The 16,905-nt window shown below is 72.1% G+C and carries 16 protein-coding genes and 1 pseudogene; 10 read left to right on the top strand and 7 right to left on the bottom strand.

The window, feature by feature from the left end; genetic code table 11:
* Positions 1–81: 81 nt before the first annotated feature.
* The gene (locus ACFY16_RS30960) at positions 82–435 is read right to left on the bottom strand and encodes a VOC family protein (protein ID WP_390650487.1); all 354 of its coding nucleotides are present in this window, start codon (positions 433–435) and stop codon (positions 82–84) included.
* A 65-nt stretch (positions 436–500) separates the two neighbouring features.
* Between ACFY16_RS30960 and ACFY16_RS30955 the strand changes: the two genes are divergently transcribed.
* Positions 501–1,373, top strand: coding sequence for a universal stress protein (locus tag ACFY16_RS30955; protein ID WP_390650486.1), 873 nt, complete (start codon positions 501–503; stop codon positions 1,371–1,373).
* 1 nt (position 1,374) lies between these two features.
* Here the strand turns inward: ACFY16_RS30955 and ACFY16_RS30950 are convergent, their stop codons facing one another.
* From ACFY16_RS30950 to ACFY16_RS30935, 4 genes are all read right to left on the bottom strand, one after another.
* Entirely contained in the window at positions 1,375–2,610 is a 1,236-nt protein-coding gene (locus ACFY16_RS30950) for a DUF4032 domain-containing protein (RefSeq protein ID WP_390650485.1), read from the bottom strand.
* A 78-nt stretch (positions 2,611–2,688) separates the two neighbouring features.
* On the bottom strand, positions 2,689–3,435 hold the full coding sequence (locus ACFY16_RS30945; RefSeq protein ID WP_390650484.1) for an MBL fold metallo-hydrolase: 747 nt from the start codon (positions 3,433–3,435) through the stop codon (positions 2,689–2,691).
* Positions 3,436–3,484: 49 nt separating this feature from the next.
* The gene (locus ACFY16_RS30940) at positions 3,485–4,687 is read right to left on the bottom strand and encodes an acyltransferase (RefSeq protein ID WP_390650483.1); all 1,203 of its coding nucleotides are present in this window, start codon (positions 4,685–4,687) and stop codon (positions 3,485–3,487) included.
* Between the two features lie 95 nt (positions 4,688–4,782).
* The gene (locus tag ACFY16_RS30935) at positions 4,783–5,412 is read right to left on the bottom strand and encodes an alpha-ketoglutarate-dependent dioxygenase AlkB (protein WP_390650482.1); all 630 of its coding nucleotides are present in this window, start codon (positions 5,410–5,412) and stop codon (positions 4,783–4,785) included.
* A gap of 131 nt (positions 5,413–5,543) precedes the next feature.
* On the opposite strand from ACFY16_RS30935, the gene ACFY16_RS30930 reads away from it, so the two are divergent.
* Positions 5,544–6,188 carry a TetR/AcrR family transcriptional regulator gene (locus ACFY16_RS30930; RefSeq protein ID WP_390650481.1) on the top strand — a complete coding sequence of 215 codons (645 nt, stop codon included), beginning with the start codon at positions 5,544–5,546 and terminating at the stop codon, positions 6,186–6,188.
* A gap of 17 nt (positions 6,189–6,205) precedes the next feature.
* Positions 6,206–7,879: an FAD-binding dehydrogenase gene (locus ACFY16_RS30925; RefSeq protein WP_390650480.1), complete on the top strand. Its 1,674-nt coding sequence runs from the start codon at positions 6,206–6,208 to the stop codon at positions 7,877–7,879.
* A gap of 23 nt (positions 7,880–7,902) precedes the next feature.
* Here ACFY16_RS30925 and ACFY16_RS30920 read toward each other — a convergent pair whose 3' ends face one another.
* A complete protein-coding gene (locus ACFY16_RS30920) occupies positions 7,903–8,253 on the bottom strand; it encodes a DUF488 domain-containing protein (protein WP_390650479.1) in 351 nt (116 codons plus the stop codon).
* A gap of 166 nt (positions 8,254–8,419) precedes the next feature.
* Here ACFY16_RS30920 and ACFY16_RS30915 point away from each other — a divergent pair, with 166 nt between their 5' ends.
* The 5 genes from ACFY16_RS30915 to ACFY16_RS30895 all read left to right on the top strand — a co-directional run bounded on the left by ACFY16_RS30915 (position 8,420) and on the right by ACFY16_RS30895 (position 13,331).
* Complete coding sequence (locus ACFY16_RS30915; protein ID WP_390650508.1) at positions 8,420–9,835, top strand: M1 family metallopeptidase; 1,416 nt, start codon at positions 8,420–8,422, stop codon at positions 9,833–9,835.
* Positions 9,836–9,876: 41 nt separating this feature from the next.
* Complete coding sequence (locus tag ACFY16_RS30910) at positions 9,877–10,284, top strand: hypothetical protein (RefSeq protein WP_390650478.1); 408 nt, start codon at positions 9,877–9,879, stop codon at positions 10,282–10,284.
* Between the two features lie 17 nt (positions 10,285–10,301).
* Positions 10,302–11,000, top strand: a complete 699-nt coding sequence (locus ACFY16_RS30905) for a response regulator transcription factor (protein WP_390650477.1) — start codon at positions 10,302–10,304, stop codon at positions 10,998–11,000.
* Positions 10,997–12,832, top strand: coding sequence for an ATP-binding protein (locus ACFY16_RS30900; RefSeq protein ID WP_390650476.1), 1,836 nt, complete (start codon positions 10,997–10,999; stop codon positions 12,830–12,832). The genes ACFY16_RS30905 and ACFY16_RS30900 overlap by 4 nt, the downstream gene beginning before the upstream one ends.
* Positions 12,833–12,977: 145 nt before the next feature.
* Complete coding sequence (locus ACFY16_RS30895; protein ID WP_390650475.1) at positions 12,978–13,331, top strand: VOC family protein; 354 nt, start codon at positions 12,978–12,980, stop codon at positions 13,329–13,331.
* Between the two features lie 84 nt (positions 13,332–13,415).
* On the opposite strand, the pseudogene ACFY16_RS30890 reads toward ACFY16_RS30895, so the two are convergent.
* Positions 13,416–14,635, bottom strand: a pseudogene (locus ACFY16_RS30890) (saccharopine dehydrogenase family protein).
* A 118-nt stretch (positions 14,636–14,753) separates the two neighbouring features.
* On the opposite strand from ACFY16_RS30890, the gene ACFY16_RS30885 reads away from it, so the two are divergent.
* Positions 14,754–15,455 (top strand): TetR/AcrR family transcriptional regulator, encoded by a 702-nt coding sequence (locus ACFY16_RS30885; protein WP_390650474.1) that lies wholly within the window; start codon positions 14,754–14,756, stop codon positions 15,453–15,455.
* A 144-nt stretch (positions 15,456–15,599) separates the two neighbouring features.
* Entirely contained in the window at positions 15,600–16,895 is a 1,296-nt protein-coding gene (locus tag ACFY16_RS30880) for an MFS transporter (RefSeq protein ID WP_390650473.1), read from the top strand.
* Positions 16,896–16,905 lie beyond the last annotated feature (10 nt).

Here is a 16,905-nt window from a genome sequence, read left to right as displayed (position 1 = left end):
CGCCGCCGCGCCGGCTCCCGCCATCGTATGTTCGATCGTCCCGCTTCGCTCGGGTACGCGGCGCAGGCCGGACGGACGCCGTCAGGACCGACGCTCACCCAGGACGCAGAACTCGTTGCCCTCCGGGTCCGCGAGCGACACCCACGGCTGTTCGCCCTGGCCCACGTCCGCGTGCCGGGCGCCCAGGGACAGCAGGCGTTCCACCTCGGCGCGCTGGTCCTCGGGGCGGAAGTCGAGGTGCAGCCGGTTCTTGACGGACTTGGCCTCCGGGACCGGCACGAACAGCAACCCCGGCAGGCGCTCGGGCGTCGGGCGGATCTCGTACTCGTCGGGGGAGTCGTTCACCACCGCCCAGCCCAGCGCCTCGGCCCACCAGCGCCCCAGGGCCGCCGGATCGGCCGCGTCCACGATCACCTGTTCCCATTCCAAGGTCATGGAGGCGAGCGTAGTGAAGACTGGGGCTCACGGACTTCGCACACGACAACAGGGAGGCAACGCGCATGACGCGCCCCATCACGGCCGGCGTCGACGGAACGGACGAGAGCCTGGCCGCACTCGCCTGGGCGGCCCGGGAGGCCGTCCGCAGAGGGCTGGCGCTGCGCGTGGTGCACGCCTGGCGGTTCCAGTCGGCCGTGCCGGCCGACGTCGCCGACCGGGACACACAGGCGCGCTGGGTGCGGGACGCGGTGGCCGCCGCAGTCCGGACGATCACCGAGCGGCACCCGGACCTGGAGCTGTCCACCGACGTCAGGGAGGGCCCGGCGGCCGAGACGCTCGTCGCCGCCGCGGCGGACGCCGAGCTGCTGGTGCTGGGCTCGCGCGGGCACGCGGCCGTCGTGGGCTTCCTGCTGGGTTCCGTCGGACAGCAGGTCATCGCCGAGGCCGTACGGCCCGTGGTCCTCGTGCGGGCCGGGGACCAGGCCGCCGCCGAGGCGGGCGGCCGCGAGATCGTCGTGGGGCAGGAGGGCAGCCCCGACGACAGCGCCGAAGCCCTGCGGTTCGCCTTCGAGACGGCGGCGGTCCGTGGCGCCACCGTGCGCGCGGTACGGGCTTGGACGCTGCCGCCGGTGTTCGCCTACAGCCCGGGCTCGTTGAAGCTCCTCGACGACGCCGGGGGCTTGGAGCCGTACGAGAAGACGGCGCTCGGCGAGGCCCTCGCACCGTGGCGGGCGCGCTTCCCCGATGTGCCGGTGGTCGAGCACCTGGAGATGGGCAGCGCGGGCCAGGTCCTGCTGTCGGTGACCGGGCGGGCCCAGCTGATGGTGGTGGGACGCCGGGCCCACCGTACGGCCGTGGGCGCCCGGATCGGTTCGGTCGCGCACGGGGTGCTGCACCACGCCGAGTGCCCGGTCGCCGTCGTCCCGCACGGCTGAGTCACTCGGGCATCGTCGGCTCCAGCGTCTCGCGCGCCCTGGGGAGGATCTTCTTGATGTAGTCCTCCACGGCCGTGTCCAGACCGATGTCGTGCTGGGCGCGCTCGGACAGGTACCAGCGGTGTTCGAGCAGCTCGTGGTAGATCTCGGCCGGGTCCATCGAGCCGCGCAGGTCGAGCGGTACGGCGCGCACGGTGGGCCGGAACACATCCCGCACCCACCGGTGCGCGAGCACCTCCGGGCGGGCGGCGAGGGGGTCGCCCGGCGCGTAGTCGTCCTGGGTCGCCATCCAGCTCTCCAGGTCGTTGAGCAGCCGCCGGGCCTGGTTCTCCTCGGTGTCCAGGCCCGTCAGGCGCAGCAGCTGGCGCTGGTGGTGGCCCGCGTCGACGACCTTGGGCACGAAGGTGACCGTGTCGCCGTTGGAGGAGTGCTCGATCTGCATCTCGGCCACGTCGAAACCGAGGTCGTTCAGCCGGCGTATCCGGCGTTCTATGTAGTGGTACTTGCCCGCCGGATAGACGGAGGTGCGGGTCAGCTCCTGCCACAGGCTCCCGTAGCGGGCGCAGATCTCCATGCCGAACTCGATCGGATCCACGGAGGGGTGCAGCGCCCCGGAGGCCTCCAGGTCGAGCAGCTCGCCGCTGATGTTGACCCGGGCGAGGTCGAGGTCGTAGTCGCGCTGCCCGGGGCTCAGCTGCGGATGCAGGTCGCCGGTCTCCGCGTCCACCAGGTACGCGGCGTAGGCGCCCGCGTCGCGCCGGAAGAGCGTGTTGGACAGGGAGCAGTCGCCCCAGGCGAACCCGGCCAGATGCAGACGCACCAGCAGCACCGCCAGGGCGTCCATGAGCCGGTGCATCGTCGCCGGGCGCATGGTCGTCTCGAACATCGAGCGGTACGGCATCGAGCCGCCGAGGTGCCGGGTGACCAGCACCGGCTCCAGCGGGCCGCCCGCGGCGTCGGTGCGGCCGGTGACCACGGCCAGCGGGTCCACTGCGGGGATGCCCAGGCGGTCGAGGTCGCGCAGCAGCTCGTACTCGCGCAGCGCGGGCCGTTCCGCGAGCTCCTTGACGGCGATGACCTCGTCGCCGGCGCGCGCGTAGCGCACGACGTGGCGGGAGATGCCGCGCGGCAGCGGCACGAGGTACTCCTCCGGCCACTCCTCCAGGGGCACGTCCCAGGGGAGTTCGAGCAGGAGCACGGGATGCTCCGGATTGGTGGCGCTGATCTGCAAAGCCATGGCCCGAGCTTAGGCGGGCCGCCGCGTCGCCTGCCGACCCGTCCACTTCCTGGCCTGCTGGGCCGGCTCCCGGGCCTGCTAGGCCGCCCGCTCCCGGGCCTGCTGCGCGGCCGCCTTCACCGACCCCTGGTGCACGGGTCCGTGCCCGGGCAGCAGTACATCGGCGGCCAGGGCTTCGATCACGTCGAGGGAGGCCACGGCTCGGGCGCGCTCGTGGTGGAACATGTCGGGCAGCAACTGCGGTCCCTCGGCGCGCGAGGTGGCGTGGCCGCTGACCAGGGCGTCACCGGATACGACGATCCCGGCGTCCGGAAGATGGAAGACGGTGTGTCCGACCGTGTGGCCGGGCGTGTGCACGGGCACGGGCCGGCCGGGCAGGTCCAGCGGGCCCGTGCCCGGGAAGGGCTCGGGCGCGGTGACGGGGTGCTGCTCGGTGCCGCCGGAGCGCAGGACGTGCGCCATCCAGGGCAGGACGCCCGGACGCCACGCGTTCCTCAGCACCTCCCCGACGGTCACCTGCTGGAGGAAATCCCGGCGCGCGTGCGGCACTTCGGCCTCGTGCAGGAACACCGGCGTGCCGTGGGTGGTGCGCAGGTACTCGGCGGAACCCAGGTGGTCGTTGTGCGCGTGGGTGATCAGCACGGCCGCGACCGCCTCCGGTGAACTCCCCACCGCCGCAAGGGACTCCATGACCAGCTGCCGGTCGCCGGGGTAGCCCGTGTCGATCAGGGTGACGGCGTCCCCGTCGGTGAGGATCACCCAGTTGGTGTTGCTGCCGTGCACCAGGTAGGTGCCGTCCGCGACTTGCCGCACATCTGCCCGCATGATCGTCCCGCGTGGTGAGGTCCGTGCCCGATGGGGACAGCAAAGCAGATCACGACGGTGTCCTGCCTGGCGGGGCGGCCCGCATTCCGAACAGGAACCGCGTCAGTCGCGTCCGGCGGACCCCGTACTCGTACAGCAGGAGGATCACCGCCAGCGAGCCGGTCACGATCACCGCGTACTTGACCACGATCGGCGCGGACCATCCGACCACGCCGTAGGCGAACGCGACCACGACCGGCTGGTGCAGGACGTACAGCGGCAGCGCGGCCACGGCGAGATATGCCGTCACCCGTCGGCGGCTGACGCCCGCCTCCTGGGGTTCGTGTGAGCCGCCTTCGCCTGGGCGACCTTCGCGTGCCCGGTCCAGCAGCCCGACGATGGCCAGTACCCAGCACCAGCCCGCCGCGCCGAACAGCGCGCGGGTGACCAGCGCGAACGGGGTCCACGCGGTGAACGGGTCGTCCTGCGTGACGAACCCCGGCGCGGTGCCCGCGAACAGCAGGAGTCCCAGTACGCCGACCGGCACGGCGAGGCGGCGCGTGGCGGCGCGGATCCGGTCGTCGTCGGCGAGGGCGTGGCCGTAGAGGAAGAACAGCAGGTACGCCCAGCGGTTCCAGCCCGCGAAGTCCTCCTCCATGCCCAGCAGCGAGTCGATCGCCGCGAGGGGCAGGGCGGGCAGCAGGAGCAGGGCGGGGTGGCGGGCCACGAGGGGGCCGGAGCGCTCCGCGGCGGCCGCGAGGGGTGCGGCGACCGGTGCGAGGAGCAGGCAGAAGGTGAGCAGCAGGACGACGAACCAGAGGTGCCCGGTCTCGAAGTAGCGGCCGGCGAGGACGAAGGGGAAATCGCCGAGGTCGAGGTGCACGGTGAGAAAGCGGGGCCAGAAGTGCCAGTACGACTCGTGATGGCCGGGGTCGGCGGCCCGCAGCCGCAGCCACTGGGGGAGCGGGTCGAGGGCGAGCGTGGCGAAGACCAGGGGGACGCCCAGGCGCAGCAGGCGCTCACGGGCGAATCCGCCCGCACCTCGGCGGCGGATCGAGTGCCGCGCGCCGAGCCCGGCGACGAGGAACAGCATGGGCATCGCCCACACCACGCCGAACCCGGCGAGCACCGTGATGGCGCCGGTCGTGTCCGCGTTCTTGACGTAGTAGTCGTCGTCCGGGGAGAAGACCAGGGCCGCGTGGAAGAAGACCAGGCCCACCACGACGAGGGTGCGCAGGGAATCCAGTTCGCCGCGCCGTCCGCGCACAGGCATCGTCGGGCCTCCCCCCTGTCCGGCCCAGTGTGAGGGAGGGGGGCGCGAGGAGGACAGGGTTCCGTCCGGTCGGTCCCCGCGACCGGGCGCGCGTCTCACCGCACGCCGTGCGGGCGGAACTGCACGCTGATGCGCGGTCCCGAGGCGCGCGCGGTCTTGGGTACGCAGTGCTCCCAGGTGCGCTGGCACGAGCCGCCCATCACGATCAGGTCGCCGTGCCCCAGCGGACGCCGTACCGTGTCGCCTCCCCCGTGCAGCGGACGCAGCAGCAGGTCGCGGGGTGCGCCCACGGAGAGGATCGCGACCATTGTGTCCTCGCGCGCGCCCCGCCCGATCCGGTCGCCGTGCCAGGCGACGCTGTCCCGGCCGTCGCGGTAGTAGCACAGCCCGGCCGTGGTGAACCGCTCGCCCAGCTCGGCGGCGTAGTGCGCCGAGAGCAGCTCGCGGGCCTCGGTGAGAACCGGGTGGGGCAGCGGGGCGTCGGCGTCGTAGAACGCGAGCAGCCGGGGCACGTCCACGACCTGGTCGTACATCTTCCGTCGCTCGGCATGCCACGGGACCTCGGCCGCCAGTTGTTCGAACAGGGCGTCGGCTCCGGTGAGCCATCCGGGCAGTACGTCGATCCAGGCGCCGTGCCCGAGCTCCGTCCGGCGTATCCCGTCGAGCCTGCCGAGCCGGAGCTCGTCGGTCTGGTCGAAGAGCGAGCCCTGGAGGTGCATGGTCATGGGTCCAGCGTACGCCTAATCGAATACATGTTCCCCTTGATTTCATCCTGGTGGATTCACTGCCGGGTGCCGCACTCTTTCGATGCATTGGTGTATCGGATACATTCGCGTATCGAACGGGAGGTCCGGGCATGGCAGCGGCAGCACAGACGACCGGGCGCATCACCAAGCGCCGTGTCCGCACGCGCGCCAACCTGCTCGACGCCGCCTTCGCGGTGTTCGCCGCCAAGGGCTTCGGGCGGGTCTCGATCGAGGAGGTCTGCGAGGCCGCCGGCTACAGCAGGGGCGCCTTCTACTCGAACTTCGACAGCCTCGACGAGCTGTTCTTCGCTCTCTACCGGCAGCGCGCCGACCTCATCGCCGACCAGGTCGCCGGGGCGCTCGCCCTCGACGGACCCGACCTCGACGTACCCGCCGCCGTGGACCGCGTCACCGAGGTGCTCCTCCTCGACCTGGACTGGCTCCTGGTGAAGACGGACTTCCTGGTGCACGCCGCCCGCGACCCGCTCGTGGCGCGGACGCTGCTGGACCACCGGGCCCGGCTGCGGCAGGCGATCGCCGACCGGCTCGCCCGGGCCCGGGGGCACACCGAACTGCCCGCCGTACTCGGCGACGTCGAGGGCGCCGCCCACGCCGTGGTCGCCGCGTACGACGGAGTCACCACCCAACTGCTGCTGGACAAGGACGTCGAGCGCGCTCGCGCCTGGCTCAAGCAACTGCTCACCGCGCTGCTCACCGACGGCAGCGACAAGCCCGCCGCCCACAGCGGCGGATGAGGAAGGAAACGGTCGCCATGGACGCGGACGTCATCGTCGTCGGAGCGGGCCTCGCCGGCCTGGTCGCGGCGCACGAACTCACCAGCCGGGGCAGGCGCGTCGCCCTGGTCGACCAGGAGAACGCCGCCAACCTCGGCGGCCAGGCGTTCTGGTCCTTCGGCGGGCTGTTCCTCGTCGACTCCCCGGAACAGCGCCGCCTGGGCATCAAGGACTCCATCGACCTCGCCTGGAACGACTGGCAGGGCAGCGCGCAGTTCGACCGCACCGAGGACGAGGACTCCTGGGCGGTGCGCTGGGCGCGCGCCTACGTCGAGTTCGCCGCGGCGGAGAAGCGGTCCTGGCTCGAGGGCCACGGCATCAAGCTGCTGCCCACGGTCGGCTGGGCGGAGCGCGGCGACCTGCGCGCCGGCGGACACGGCAACTCCGTACCCCGCTTCCACATCGCCTGGGGAACGGGCACCGGCGTCGTGGAGCCCTTCGCCCGCTACGCCAAGCAGGCCGAGCGCGACGGACTGCTCACCTTCTACCACCGTCACCAGGTCGACGAGCTCGTCATCGAGGACGGCGCCGCGCGCGGGGTGCGCGGGACCGTCCTGGCCGACGACGACTCGCCGCGGGGCGTGGCCTCCAACCGGGAGCCGATCGGCGACTTCCACCTCACCGCCCAGGCTGTCGTCGTCACCAGCGGCGGCATCGGCGCCAACCACGACATCGTCCGCCGCCACTGGCCCGAGCGGCTGGGCACGCCCCCGGCCGAGATGGTCACCGGCGTACCGGCGTACGTCGACGGGCGCATGCTCGACATCAGCGCCGGCGCGGGCGTGCGGCTGGTCAACCGCGACCGCATGTGGCACTACACCGAGGGCCTGCAGAACTGGAACCCGGTCTGGCCCGGCCACGGCATCCGCATCCTGCCCGGCCCGTCCTCGCTGTGGTTCGACGCCCTCGGCCGTCGGCTGCCCGACCCGTGCCTGCCCGGCTACGACACGCTCGGCACCCTCAAGCACCTGCGCACCACCGACGACATCGCCGGCCACGACCACTCCTGGTTCATCCTCACCCAGAAGATCATCGAGAAGGAGTTCGCGCTGTCGGGCTCCGAGCAGAACCCCGACATCACCGCCAAGGACCGCAAGGCGTTCCTGCGCGACCGGGTGCTCGGCAAGGGCGCGCCCGGCCCGGTCACGGACTTCGTGCGGCACGGCGCCGACTTCGTGGTGGCCGACACCCTCGAGCAGCTCGTCGAGAAGATGAACGGGCTGACCGAGAAGCCGCTGCTCGACGCGGCCGAGGTGCGCCGCCAGATCGAGGCCCGGGACCTCCAGGTCGCCAACCCCTACAGCAAGGACTCCCAGATCCAGGGCATCCGCAACGCCCGCCGCTACATCGGCGACCGCCTCGGCCGCGTCGCCACCCCGCACCGCGTCCTCGACCCGGCAGCCGGACCGCTGATCGGCGTCAAGCTGCACATCCTCACCCGCAAGACCCTGGGCGGCATCCAGACCGACCTCGATTCCCGCGCCCTGGGCGCCGACGGCACCGCGATCGACGGTCTGTACGCGGCCGGCGAGGTCGCCGGATTCGGCGGCGGCGGCGTTCACGGCTACAACGCCCTGGAGGGCACCTTCCTCGGCGGCTGCCTCTTCTCGGGGCGGGCGGCGGGCCGCGCGGCGGCGAAGCAGACGGCCTGACCGGGACCCGACGGTCCGTCTCCTCAGGTCTCGAGGAGACGGGCCAGGACGGTCGCGTGACTGCGTTCGGGGAACTTCGAGGCGGTCAGCAGGGTGACGGGCCCCTTGCCGGCCGAATCGCGGACGCGATCGAGGAGTTCGGCCGCTTCCGGCGCGGCGAGCTCCGCCTCGTAACGGCTCGCGAACTCCTCGTACGACCCCTCGCCCGCGTGGTACCAGCGGCGCAGCTCGGCGGACGGGGTGAGGTCCTTGGGCCACTCGTCCACCCGTGCCGCGTCCTTGGACAGGCCGCGCGGCCACAGCCGGTCGACCAGGACACGCACGCCGTCGTCGGGTTCCGGCGGTTCGTAGACGCGGCGCACACGCACGCTCATGGTCGGCCCTTCCGCGGTGGCACCAGTGGTGCTTCCGAGCGTAAGGCGGGCGGGTCGGGTGACGCCGCGTGACTTGACCTGAACGAGGGGGTTTACCAGGCGGACGGCCCCCTAGTCTGAGGGGGTTTGATCATCGCCACCCCCTCAAGGAGCGCATGTGAGGCACATCCGGCAGCAGTCCACCAGACGCAGTGCCGTCCTCGGCCGCGGAGCCGTCGTCGCTACCGTCCCCGTCGCCGTCGCGGCCCTGCTCGCGACCGCCGGGCCCGCGGCGGCGGGCAGCACGGGCGCGTCCGGTGCCGGAGACCCGTACTTCCCGCTCGCCGGAAACGGCGGCTATCACGTCAGCCACTACGGCCTGACCCTCGACTACGACACGGCGAGCCGCCATCTCGACGGCACAGCCGTCCTCACCGCCCGCGCCACCGAGTCACTGGCGCGCTTCGGCCTCGACTTCGAGGGCCTGAAGGTCACCGGCGTCACCGTCGACCGCCACAAGGCGGACTTCCGGCGCAACGGACAGGAACTCGTCGTCACTCCGCGCCACGCCCTGCGCAAGGGCCAGGAGTTCCGCGTCACCGTCGCCTACAACGGCACCCCCGGTCCCGTCACCGACCCGGACGGCTCTCTCGACGGATGGATCCCCACCGACGACGGAGCCTTCGTCGCCGGTGAGCCGCAGGGCGCCATGACGTGGTTCCCGGCCAACAACCACCCCAAGGACAAGTCCTCCTACGACTTCACGATCACCGTCCCCGAGAGCCGGACCGCGGTCGCCAACGGCGTCTACCTCGGCAAGCAGACCGCCCACGGGAAGACCACGTACCGCTGGCGCCAGTCCGAGCCCATGGCCGCCTACCTGGCCACGGCGACCGTGGGCAAGTTCAAGGTCGAGCAGTACACCACCCGCGACGGCATCAAGGTCTACAACGCCGTCGACCCGCGCGAGGCGACCGACGCCGCACGTGTGCTGAAGAAGCTGCCGTCCGTGCTGGAGTGGGAGAGCAAGGTCTTCGGCCCGTACCCGTTCCGCGCCGCCGGTTCGATCGTCGACCACGCCCCGGACGTCGGCTACGCCCTGGAGACCCAGACCCGGCCCGTGTACGACTCCGCGCCCAGCACGAGCACGCTCGTCCACGAGAACGCCCACCAGTGGTTCGGCGACTCGGTCTCGCTCACCAGCTGGAAGGACATCTGGCTCAACGAGGGCTTCGCCACCTACGCCGAATGGCTCTACAGCGAGCAGCACGGCGGCGACAGCGCGCAGAAGACGTTCGACGACCTCTACTCCCGCCGGGCGAGCGACGACCTGTGGGACTTCCCGCCGGCCGACCCCGGCAGCGGCAAGAACATCTTCGGCACACCCGTCTACGCCCGCGGTGCCATGGCCCTGCACGAGCTGCGCACCGCCGTCGGGGACCCGACGTTCTACCGGATCCTGCGCGCCTGGGCCACCGAGCACCGCGCCGGGCACGGTACGACCACGCAGTTCGAGCGCCTGGCGGAGCGGGAGTCCGGAAAGAACCTGGACGAACTGTTCCAGACCTGGCTCTACAGCGAGGGCAAGCCGAACAAGCCGTAGACCCTGACGAGTTCCTCACACGCGTCGGCCACGGTCGACGCATGATCACTCGCACCACGCCTCGGCTCGCCCTGCTCGCTGCCGCATCCCTGCTGGTCACCGGATGCGGCGGCGCGGCGGCCCTCCAGGGCGCCGCCGCGCCCGCCGTCACCTCGGCGCCGGCCCGGCCCTCGTCCTCGCCCGAGATCCCGATCGAGGTGGCCCCGCAGCGGGTGCCCGGCGTCGGACCCGTCAACTGCAACCGCGAGCCCCGCACCCGGCCCCTCGACTGGACCCGCCCCCTCGGCGACGGCCGTGGCGGGAGCACCTGGCTGCATGTCGACCACGGCGGCCCCACCCACGGCTGCGTCAGCATCTCCCGGGATCACATGAAGGACCTCCTGCCGGCGCTGGATCCGGACCGTCACCCCGTCGTCGTCATGGGCGACGCGGCATCGCTCGCCCGCTGACGCCTAGGATTCGCCCTGTGTGCGCACATGTACTGGTGGCCGAGGACGACGAGATGCAGGCCGAGCTCATACGCCGCTCGCTGCTGGCGGAGGGGCACTCCGCGACCGTGGTCCACGACGGCCGATCCGCCCTCGACGTCGCCCGGCGGGACCGGCCCGACCTCGTCGTGCTCGACCTCATGCTGCCGGTGATCGACGGCTTCGGGGTGTGCCGGGTGCTGCGGCGGGACGACGACATCCCCGTGCTGATGCTCACCGCCCGCTCCGCGGAGGACGACGTCCTGCTCGGCCTCGAGCTCGGCGCCGACGACTACATGACCAAGCCGTACAGCCCGCGCGAGCTGATGGCCCGTATCCGCACCGTCCTGCGGCGCAGCGGGCGGGCCGGCGAAGGCCGGCCGGAGGACCCCGTCGTACGGGCCACCGGCATCGAGGTGGATCCCGTACGGCACGAAGCGCGGTGCGACGGGCGCCCGGTGGAGTGCACTCCCGCGGAGTTCAAGATCCTGCTGGCCATGGCCGCCGAACCCGAGCGGGTCTTCTCCCGGCGGCAGTTGCTGGAGTACACCCGCGGCGCCGACCGGGCCTCCACCGAACGGGCCGTGGACGTGCACATCATGAACCTGCGCAGGAAGATCGAGCCCGACCCGCGCCGCCCGGTCCGGCTGCTGACCGTCTTCGGCGTCGGCTACAAGCTCAGCGGCGGCCGCGCTTGAGCCGCACCGGCATACCCCTGCGCAAGCGGCTGCTGGTCCGGCTGCTGATCGCCTCGGCACTCATCGCCGGGTGCTCGGTGGCGGCGACGGCCTGGCTGGCGACGGAGACCACCACCCGCGCCCTGCGCGAGGAGCAGGGGCAGGACCTCGCCACCGACATGGAGATCCTCGCCGAGCTGAGCGGATACGCCGCCACCCACCCCGACTGGACGGGAGCCGAGAAGACCGTACGCACCCTGTCCGCGAAGACGGGCCGCCGTATCGCCCTGACCACCGCCGACCGCGCCCCGCTCGCCGACTCCGCACCCGACGGCACCTCCCTGCCGCTGCGTCCCGCCGCCACCGTCGACCCGCTGCGCACCGACACCTTCACCCAGCCGGGCGCGCAACTCAGCGGCATCGACCCTCGGGTGGTCGGCCCCTACCGGCTGCCGGCCGTGGAGCGAGCGAAGTTGGACGTGCTGGCGAAGGCACGGCAGAAATGCTTCGCCCGCGCCGGCATCCAGACCACGATCGAGCGGACGCCCAGCGGCCGCCCCGTCCTCACGGACCCGGACGCAACCGTCGACTCCGGCTATGTGCCGGACGCCTGCGCCGACGGCAAGCTCAACTCCGAGACGCCCACCGAGATGAAGGCCCTGGACGCGCTGAACACACGTGCCGCCCCCTGTCTGAAACGGGAGGGGCTGGACCCGCACGTTCCGCTCCGCGTTTCGATCAACCGCGACGAGGGGGGCGGCGGGTTGAGTTTCGTCGTGGGGAAGTTCGCCGAACTGGAGAAGTCCGACGCCGTACGCAAGGCCCAGGCCTGCGTGGACAGCGTGCGCCGCGCGCAGCTCGATCCCTATGTCGCGCCGATGGCCCAGCTGTTCCTGGGCGGCGGGGACAGCAGCGCGACCCGCTTCGACATGTCCCCGGCCAACAAGGCGAAGATCGTCGGCGCGGCCGGTCTGGTCCTCGCCGTCACCGTCGCCGTGACCGCCATGGTCGCCACCCGGCTGGTACGGCCGCTGCGCACGCTGACCGCGGCGGCTCAGCAGCCGCCGGAGCGGTACGTACGTGTGCCCGTCACCACCCGGGACGAGACCGGCATCCTGGCCGTGGCCTTCAACGAGCTGGCCGAACGCCGGGAACGCCTCGAAGTCCAGCGCAAGGCACTGGTCAGCGACATCGCCCACGAACTGCGCACCCCGCTCACCAACATCCGCGGCTGGCTGGAGGTCACCCGGGACGGCCTCGTCGCGCCCGAACCGGAGCTGCTCGCCTCCCTGCACGAGGAGGCCCTGGTCCTCCAGCGCGTCATCGACGACCTCCAGGACCTCGCGGCCGCCGACGCCGGCACCCTGCGCCTGCACCGCGAACCCGTGAGCGTCGCCGAACTGCTCGACCAGGTCGCCGCGGCCCACCGCGTCGGGGCCGACATGGCCGACGTCGGCCTGCACACCGCGACCGACGGCAGCCCGTGGCTGGACGCCGACCCGGTCCGGATGCGACAGGCACTGGGCAACCTGGTCTCCAACGCGCTGCGCCACACGCCGGCCGGAGGGACCGTCACCCTGACCGCCCGCCGCGCCGCCGACGACGTCGTCGTCCTCCAGGTCGCCGACACCGGCAGCGGCATCGCCCCCGACGACCTGCCGCACGTCTTCGACCGCTTCTGGCGCGCCGAGAAGTCCCGCAGCCGCCGCACCGGCGGCAGCGGGCTGGGTCTGGCCATCGTCCGGCACCTGGTTGCCGCACACGGAGGCACGGCCGAGGCCGCGAGCGAACCCGGCGTCGGCGCCACCTTCACCCTGCGCCTGCCGGCGGGCCTGGCGCCGAAGGAGGGTTGACGTCCCCCGGGAGGGCCTGACCCGAGTGCCGTCGGGAGGTCGGCCGGCGCTTCAGCGCCCGCCGTTCCGACGCGCTCGGGCCGTGTTCTCTGAACGAAGCGAAACTGCAGGCCAGTTCGGAGCCCTGGTGATCTAAGCTCGGCTGATGACCTTGAAATGGCAACATGTGATTGTCCACTCGGCGGATCCGGCGGCCCTGGGGCAGTGGTGGGCCGAGGCTCTTGGTTGGGTTGTGGTGCACACCTCGGATGTGGAGTTCGCGATCCGCCCGGAGCCGGATCGCCTGCCGGGGTTGGAGTTCGTCCTGCTTGATGAGCCGAAGAAGGCCAAGAGCCGACTGCATCTCGACTTCGTGCCAGATGATCAGGACGCCGAGGTGGCCCGCCTCGTGGCTCATGGCGCGAAGCGCGTTGACATCGGCCAGGGCGACCAGTCGTGGGTTGTCTTGGCAGACCCCGAAGGTAACGAGTTCTGTGTCCTCGGCCAGCGGCGTCAGTAACTGATCCAGGCTCCGTCAGCGTGCCGGCGGAGCCGGGATCCTCGCTCGGACGTGTCGCCCGGCGTCGCGCGATGAGTACCGACGTCAGTGTTCCCGGATCCCCCACGGCGAGCCGTACGCCGTGAGCAGGTCAGGAACGGGCGGGCCGGGAAGGCCTCCGGACCGAGGACGCCGGCGCCGGTCCAGGCGCCCGTGGCGAGGAGTTCGAGGGCCACGACGGGGTTGACGGCGGTCTGCCACACCACCGCCTGGCAGCCGTACTCCGCCATCGACCACTGGTTGTCGACCACGTGGTACAGGTACACCTCGCGCGGCGCGCCGCCCTTCACGCCCCGTACCCAGGTGCCGGCGCAGGTCTTGCCGTGCATGCGCTCGCCCAGTGTCGCCGGGTCGGGCAGACAGGCGGCGACGACGTCCCGAGGCGAGACCGCGACCGGCCCGTCGGCGCCCGGCACCGTCACCGGGTCGGTGCGGTCGAGGCCCAGCTGGTGCAGGGTCTTGAGGGTGCGGATGAAGTCCTCGCCCAGGCCGTACTTGAAGGTGACGCGGCGGGCGTCGACCCAGCGCGGTACCAGCAGCACCTCCTCGTGTTCCACGTTCACGCACTCGACGGGGCCGATGCCCTCGGGGAAGTCGAACACCTCGGGCTCGCTGAAGGGCGCGGTGGTGAACCAGCCGCGATCGGCCTCGTAGACCACCGGCGGGTTCAGGCACTCCTCGATGGTGGTCCAGATGCTGAAGGACGGCGCGAAGTCGTGGCCCTCGACGGTGAGGTTCGCGCCGTCGCGGATGCCGATCTCCTCGATCTCGTCGAAGAGTTCGTCGGCGGCGTACCGCGCGAAGACGTCCGACAGACCCGGCTCCACCCCCATGCCGACGAGCGCCAGCGCGCCCGCCCTCTCCCAGTCGGCCGCCTGCGCGAACTGTGCGTCGCCCAGCTTGACCCCGCACTCCTCGTACGGCCGTTCCTCATGCGGCCGGGACAGCGACATCGCCATGTCGACATAGGTGGCGCCGGTGCTCAGAGCCGCCCGGAAGAGGGGCTCGACGAAGCGTGGGTCGGTGGCGTTGAGGAGCACGTCGCAGGCGTGCCGGCGTAGCAGCCGAACCACCGCCTCCTCGTCACCGGCGTCGACGCGCTCGGCGCGGAACCGCGCCGCGTCGCAGCCGAGGGCCGCGACCGCGGCCTCGGCCCGCGCCGGGTCGTAGTCGGCCACCACCATCGCGTCGAAGAACGACCGCCGGGCCGCGATCCGGGTGATCGCGGTACCCACACCGCCGGCTCCCACGAGCAGAACACGCATGACGAGAACTCCTTCTCGAGTGAACAAAAGACGTGGGGCCCCTGGGCCGAGATACAACGCCGCCCTCCGCCGTAAGGTCAATGGCGTTGGCATAAGGCACACAGGCGAGGAGACGGTGATGCCCAAACCGGTGGTGCCCGAGGAGAAGCGGCGCCGACGCCGGCCCACCCGGAGCGGCACCGTGCTGTCCGAGCGGCTGATCGTCGACACGGCGCTGCGGATGCTGGGCGAGCACGGCAGCGCCGGACTCACCGCCCGCCGCCTCGGCCTGGCCCTGGACTGCGACCCGAGCACGCTGTACCGGTACTTCCGTGGCATGGACGACCTGACCCTGGCCATCGGCGACGCCCTCATCGGACGGGCCCTGCGCGGCTGGCGGCCGACGGGGGAGTGGCGGACCGACCTGCAGACCATCGGGCTGCGCATCCACACCGCGTACGTGGCCCACCCGCAGGCGGCCCTGCTCACCGCGAGCCGGGTCACCGGCCGCACCCACGAACTGGCCGCCGACGAGGCCGTCCTGGACGTCCTGCGCACCGCTGGTTTCCCGCTGCCGGACACGGTCCGCATCTACCACGCCTTCATCGACCAGACCCTCGCCTTCGCCGCCCTCGACGCGGCCTCGCTGGCCCTGCCCCGCGCCGCGCTGCGCGCCGACGAGGACAAGTGGCGCTCGACCTACGCCCACCTGCCGGCCGCCACGCACCCCCGCATCGCCGAGGCCGCCCCCCTGCTGGCGACCCGCATGGTCACCAGCGCCTATCCGACGGCGCTGGAGATGCTGCTGGACAGCGCGGCGGCCCGGCTGGCGGCGGCCTGATCCGAAGGGCAGGCCTCAGGTGCCCGGCGCCTCGGCCGCCGGCACCTCATCGCCGCAAGGCAAGACTGCGAACTCCGATGCCCCAGCCGGTGCTGCGATAGTGATCCCCGGACCCGAAAGATGTAACGAGCAACCAGGAAGCCCGTGGACACGAGCGAGAGCAGTACCGATTCACAGACAGCGGCCCCGGCGGCTCCGGCGCCGCCCCGGCGCGGCTGGCGCCGCTGGGCCATGGACACCCGCCCCCTGCGCCGCCCGGCCTACCGTCGGCTGTGGTCGTCGACGATCGTCACCGCCGTCGGCAGCCAGCTCACCGCCGTCGCCGTGCCCAAGCAGATCTACGACATCACCGGCTCCTCGGCCTGGGTCGGATTCGCGAGCCTCGCCGGCCTGCTGCCCCTGATCGTGTTCGCGCTGTGGGGCGGCGCGGTCGCCGACACCGTGGACCGCCGCAAGCTGCTCCTGATCACCAACAGCGGCATAGCCGTCACCTCGCTCCTGTTCTGGGTACAGGCGGCCGTCGGACTCGACTCCGTGGCCGCGCTGATGGTGCTGCTCGCCGTGCAGCAGGCGTTCTGGGGACTGAACGCGCCGGCCCGCAACGCCTCCATCGCCCGTCTGGTCCCCGAGGGAGAGCTGCCCGCCGCGAACGCCCTCGGCTCCACCGTCATGCAGACCGGGCAGGTGGTCGGACCGCTGCTGGCCGGCGTCCTCATCCCCGTCATCGGCCTGCCCGAGCTGTATCTCATCGACGCGGTGGCGCTCTGCGTCACGGTGTGGGCGGTCTACCGGCTGCCCTCGCTGCCGCCGCTCGCGGCGACGGCGCGACGCGCGGGTCTGCGCGAGATCGCGGCCGGTTTCCGCTACATCTCCGCGCACAAGGTGCTGCTGCTGTCCTTCCTCGCCGACATCATCGCGATGGTCTTCGGCATGCCGCGGGCCCTGTTCCCGCAGCTCGCCGCGCAGACCTACGCCCCTTACGGCGAGGGGCTCGCGCTCGGTCTGCTGTTCGCGGCGATCCCCGTCGGCGCGGTGGCCGGCGGGCTGTTCTCCGGCACGTTCTCCCGGGCACGCCGGCACGGCTGGATGGTGATCGGCGCGGTCGTCGCCTGGGGCGCCGCCATCACCGGCTTCGGGCTGAGCCGCAACCTGTGGCTAGCGGTGGTGTGTCTGGCCGTCGCCGGGGTCGCCGACATGGTCTCCATGGTGTTCCGCGGGGCGATCCTGCTGTCCGCCGCCACCGACGAGATGCGCGGCCGGATGCAGGGCGTCTTCACGGTCGTGGTCGCGGGCGGCCCGCGTATCGCCGACGTGCTGCACGGCACGGCCGGCTCGGCCTTCGGCCCCCGCGCGGCCGTCGCGGGCGGCGGCCTCCTGGTCGTGGCCATCATGCTGGGCCTGGCGGCCGCGGTGCCCGCCCTGCGTCGCTACCGCATCTGAAGCCCCGCCC

It is taken from the genome of Streptomyces sp. NPDC001315 (assembly GCF_042896175.1).
Classification (GTDB): domain Bacteria; phylum Actinomycetota; class Actinomycetes; order Streptomycetales; family Streptomycetaceae; genus Streptomyces.
The sequence above is the reverse complement of the archived record's forward strand: the minus strand, read 5'-3'. Positions and strand labels throughout refer to the sequence as shown.

Bases quoted from the DNA above. Each gene is read 5' to 3' on its own strand.
- ACFY16_RS30960 (WP_390650487.1), bottom strand. From the start codon at position 435: ATGACCTTGGAATGGGAACAGGTGATCGTGGACGCGGCCGATCCGGCG.
- ACFY16_RS30955 (WP_390650486.1), top strand. From the start codon at position 501: ATGACGCGCCCCATCACGGCCGGCGTCGACGGAACGGACGAGAGCCTG.
- ACFY16_RS30950 (WP_390650485.1), bottom strand. From the start codon at position 2,610: ATGGCTTTGCAGATCAGCGCCACCAATCCGGAGCATCCCGTGCTCCTG.
- ACFY16_RS30945 (WP_390650484.1), bottom strand. From the start codon at position 3,435: ATGCGGGCAGATGTGCGGCAAGTCGCGGACGGCACCTACCTGGTGCAC.
- ACFY16_RS30940 (WP_390650483.1), bottom strand. From the start codon at position 4,687: ATGCCTGTGCGCGGACGGCGCGGCGAACTGGATTCCCTGCGCACCCTC.
- ACFY16_RS30935 (WP_390650482.1), bottom strand. From the start codon at position 5,412: ATGACCATGCACCTCCAGGGCTCGCTCTTCGACCAGACCGACGAGCTC.
- ACFY16_RS30930 (WP_390650481.1), top strand. From the start codon at position 5,544: ATGGCAGCGGCAGCACAGACGACCGGGCGCATCACCAAGCGCCGTGTC.
- ACFY16_RS30925 (WP_390650480.1), top strand. From the start codon at position 6,206: ATGGACGCGGACGTCATCGTCGTCGGAGCGGGCCTCGCCGGCCTGGTC.
- ACFY16_RS30920 (WP_390650479.1), bottom strand. From the start codon at position 8,253: ATGAGCGTGCGTGTGCGCCGCGTCTACGAACCGCCGGAACCCGACGAC.
- ACFY16_RS30910 (WP_390650478.1), top strand. From the start codon at position 9,877: ATGATCACTCGCACCACGCCTCGGCTCGCCCTGCTCGCTGCCGCATCC.
- ACFY16_RS30895 (WP_390650475.1), top strand. From the start codon at position 12,978: ATGACCTTGAAATGGCAACATGTGATTGTCCACTCGGCGGATCCGGCG.
- ACFY16_RS30885 (WP_390650474.1), top strand. From the start codon at position 14,754: ATGCCCAAACCGGTGGTGCCCGAGGAGAAGCGGCGCCGACGCCGGCCC.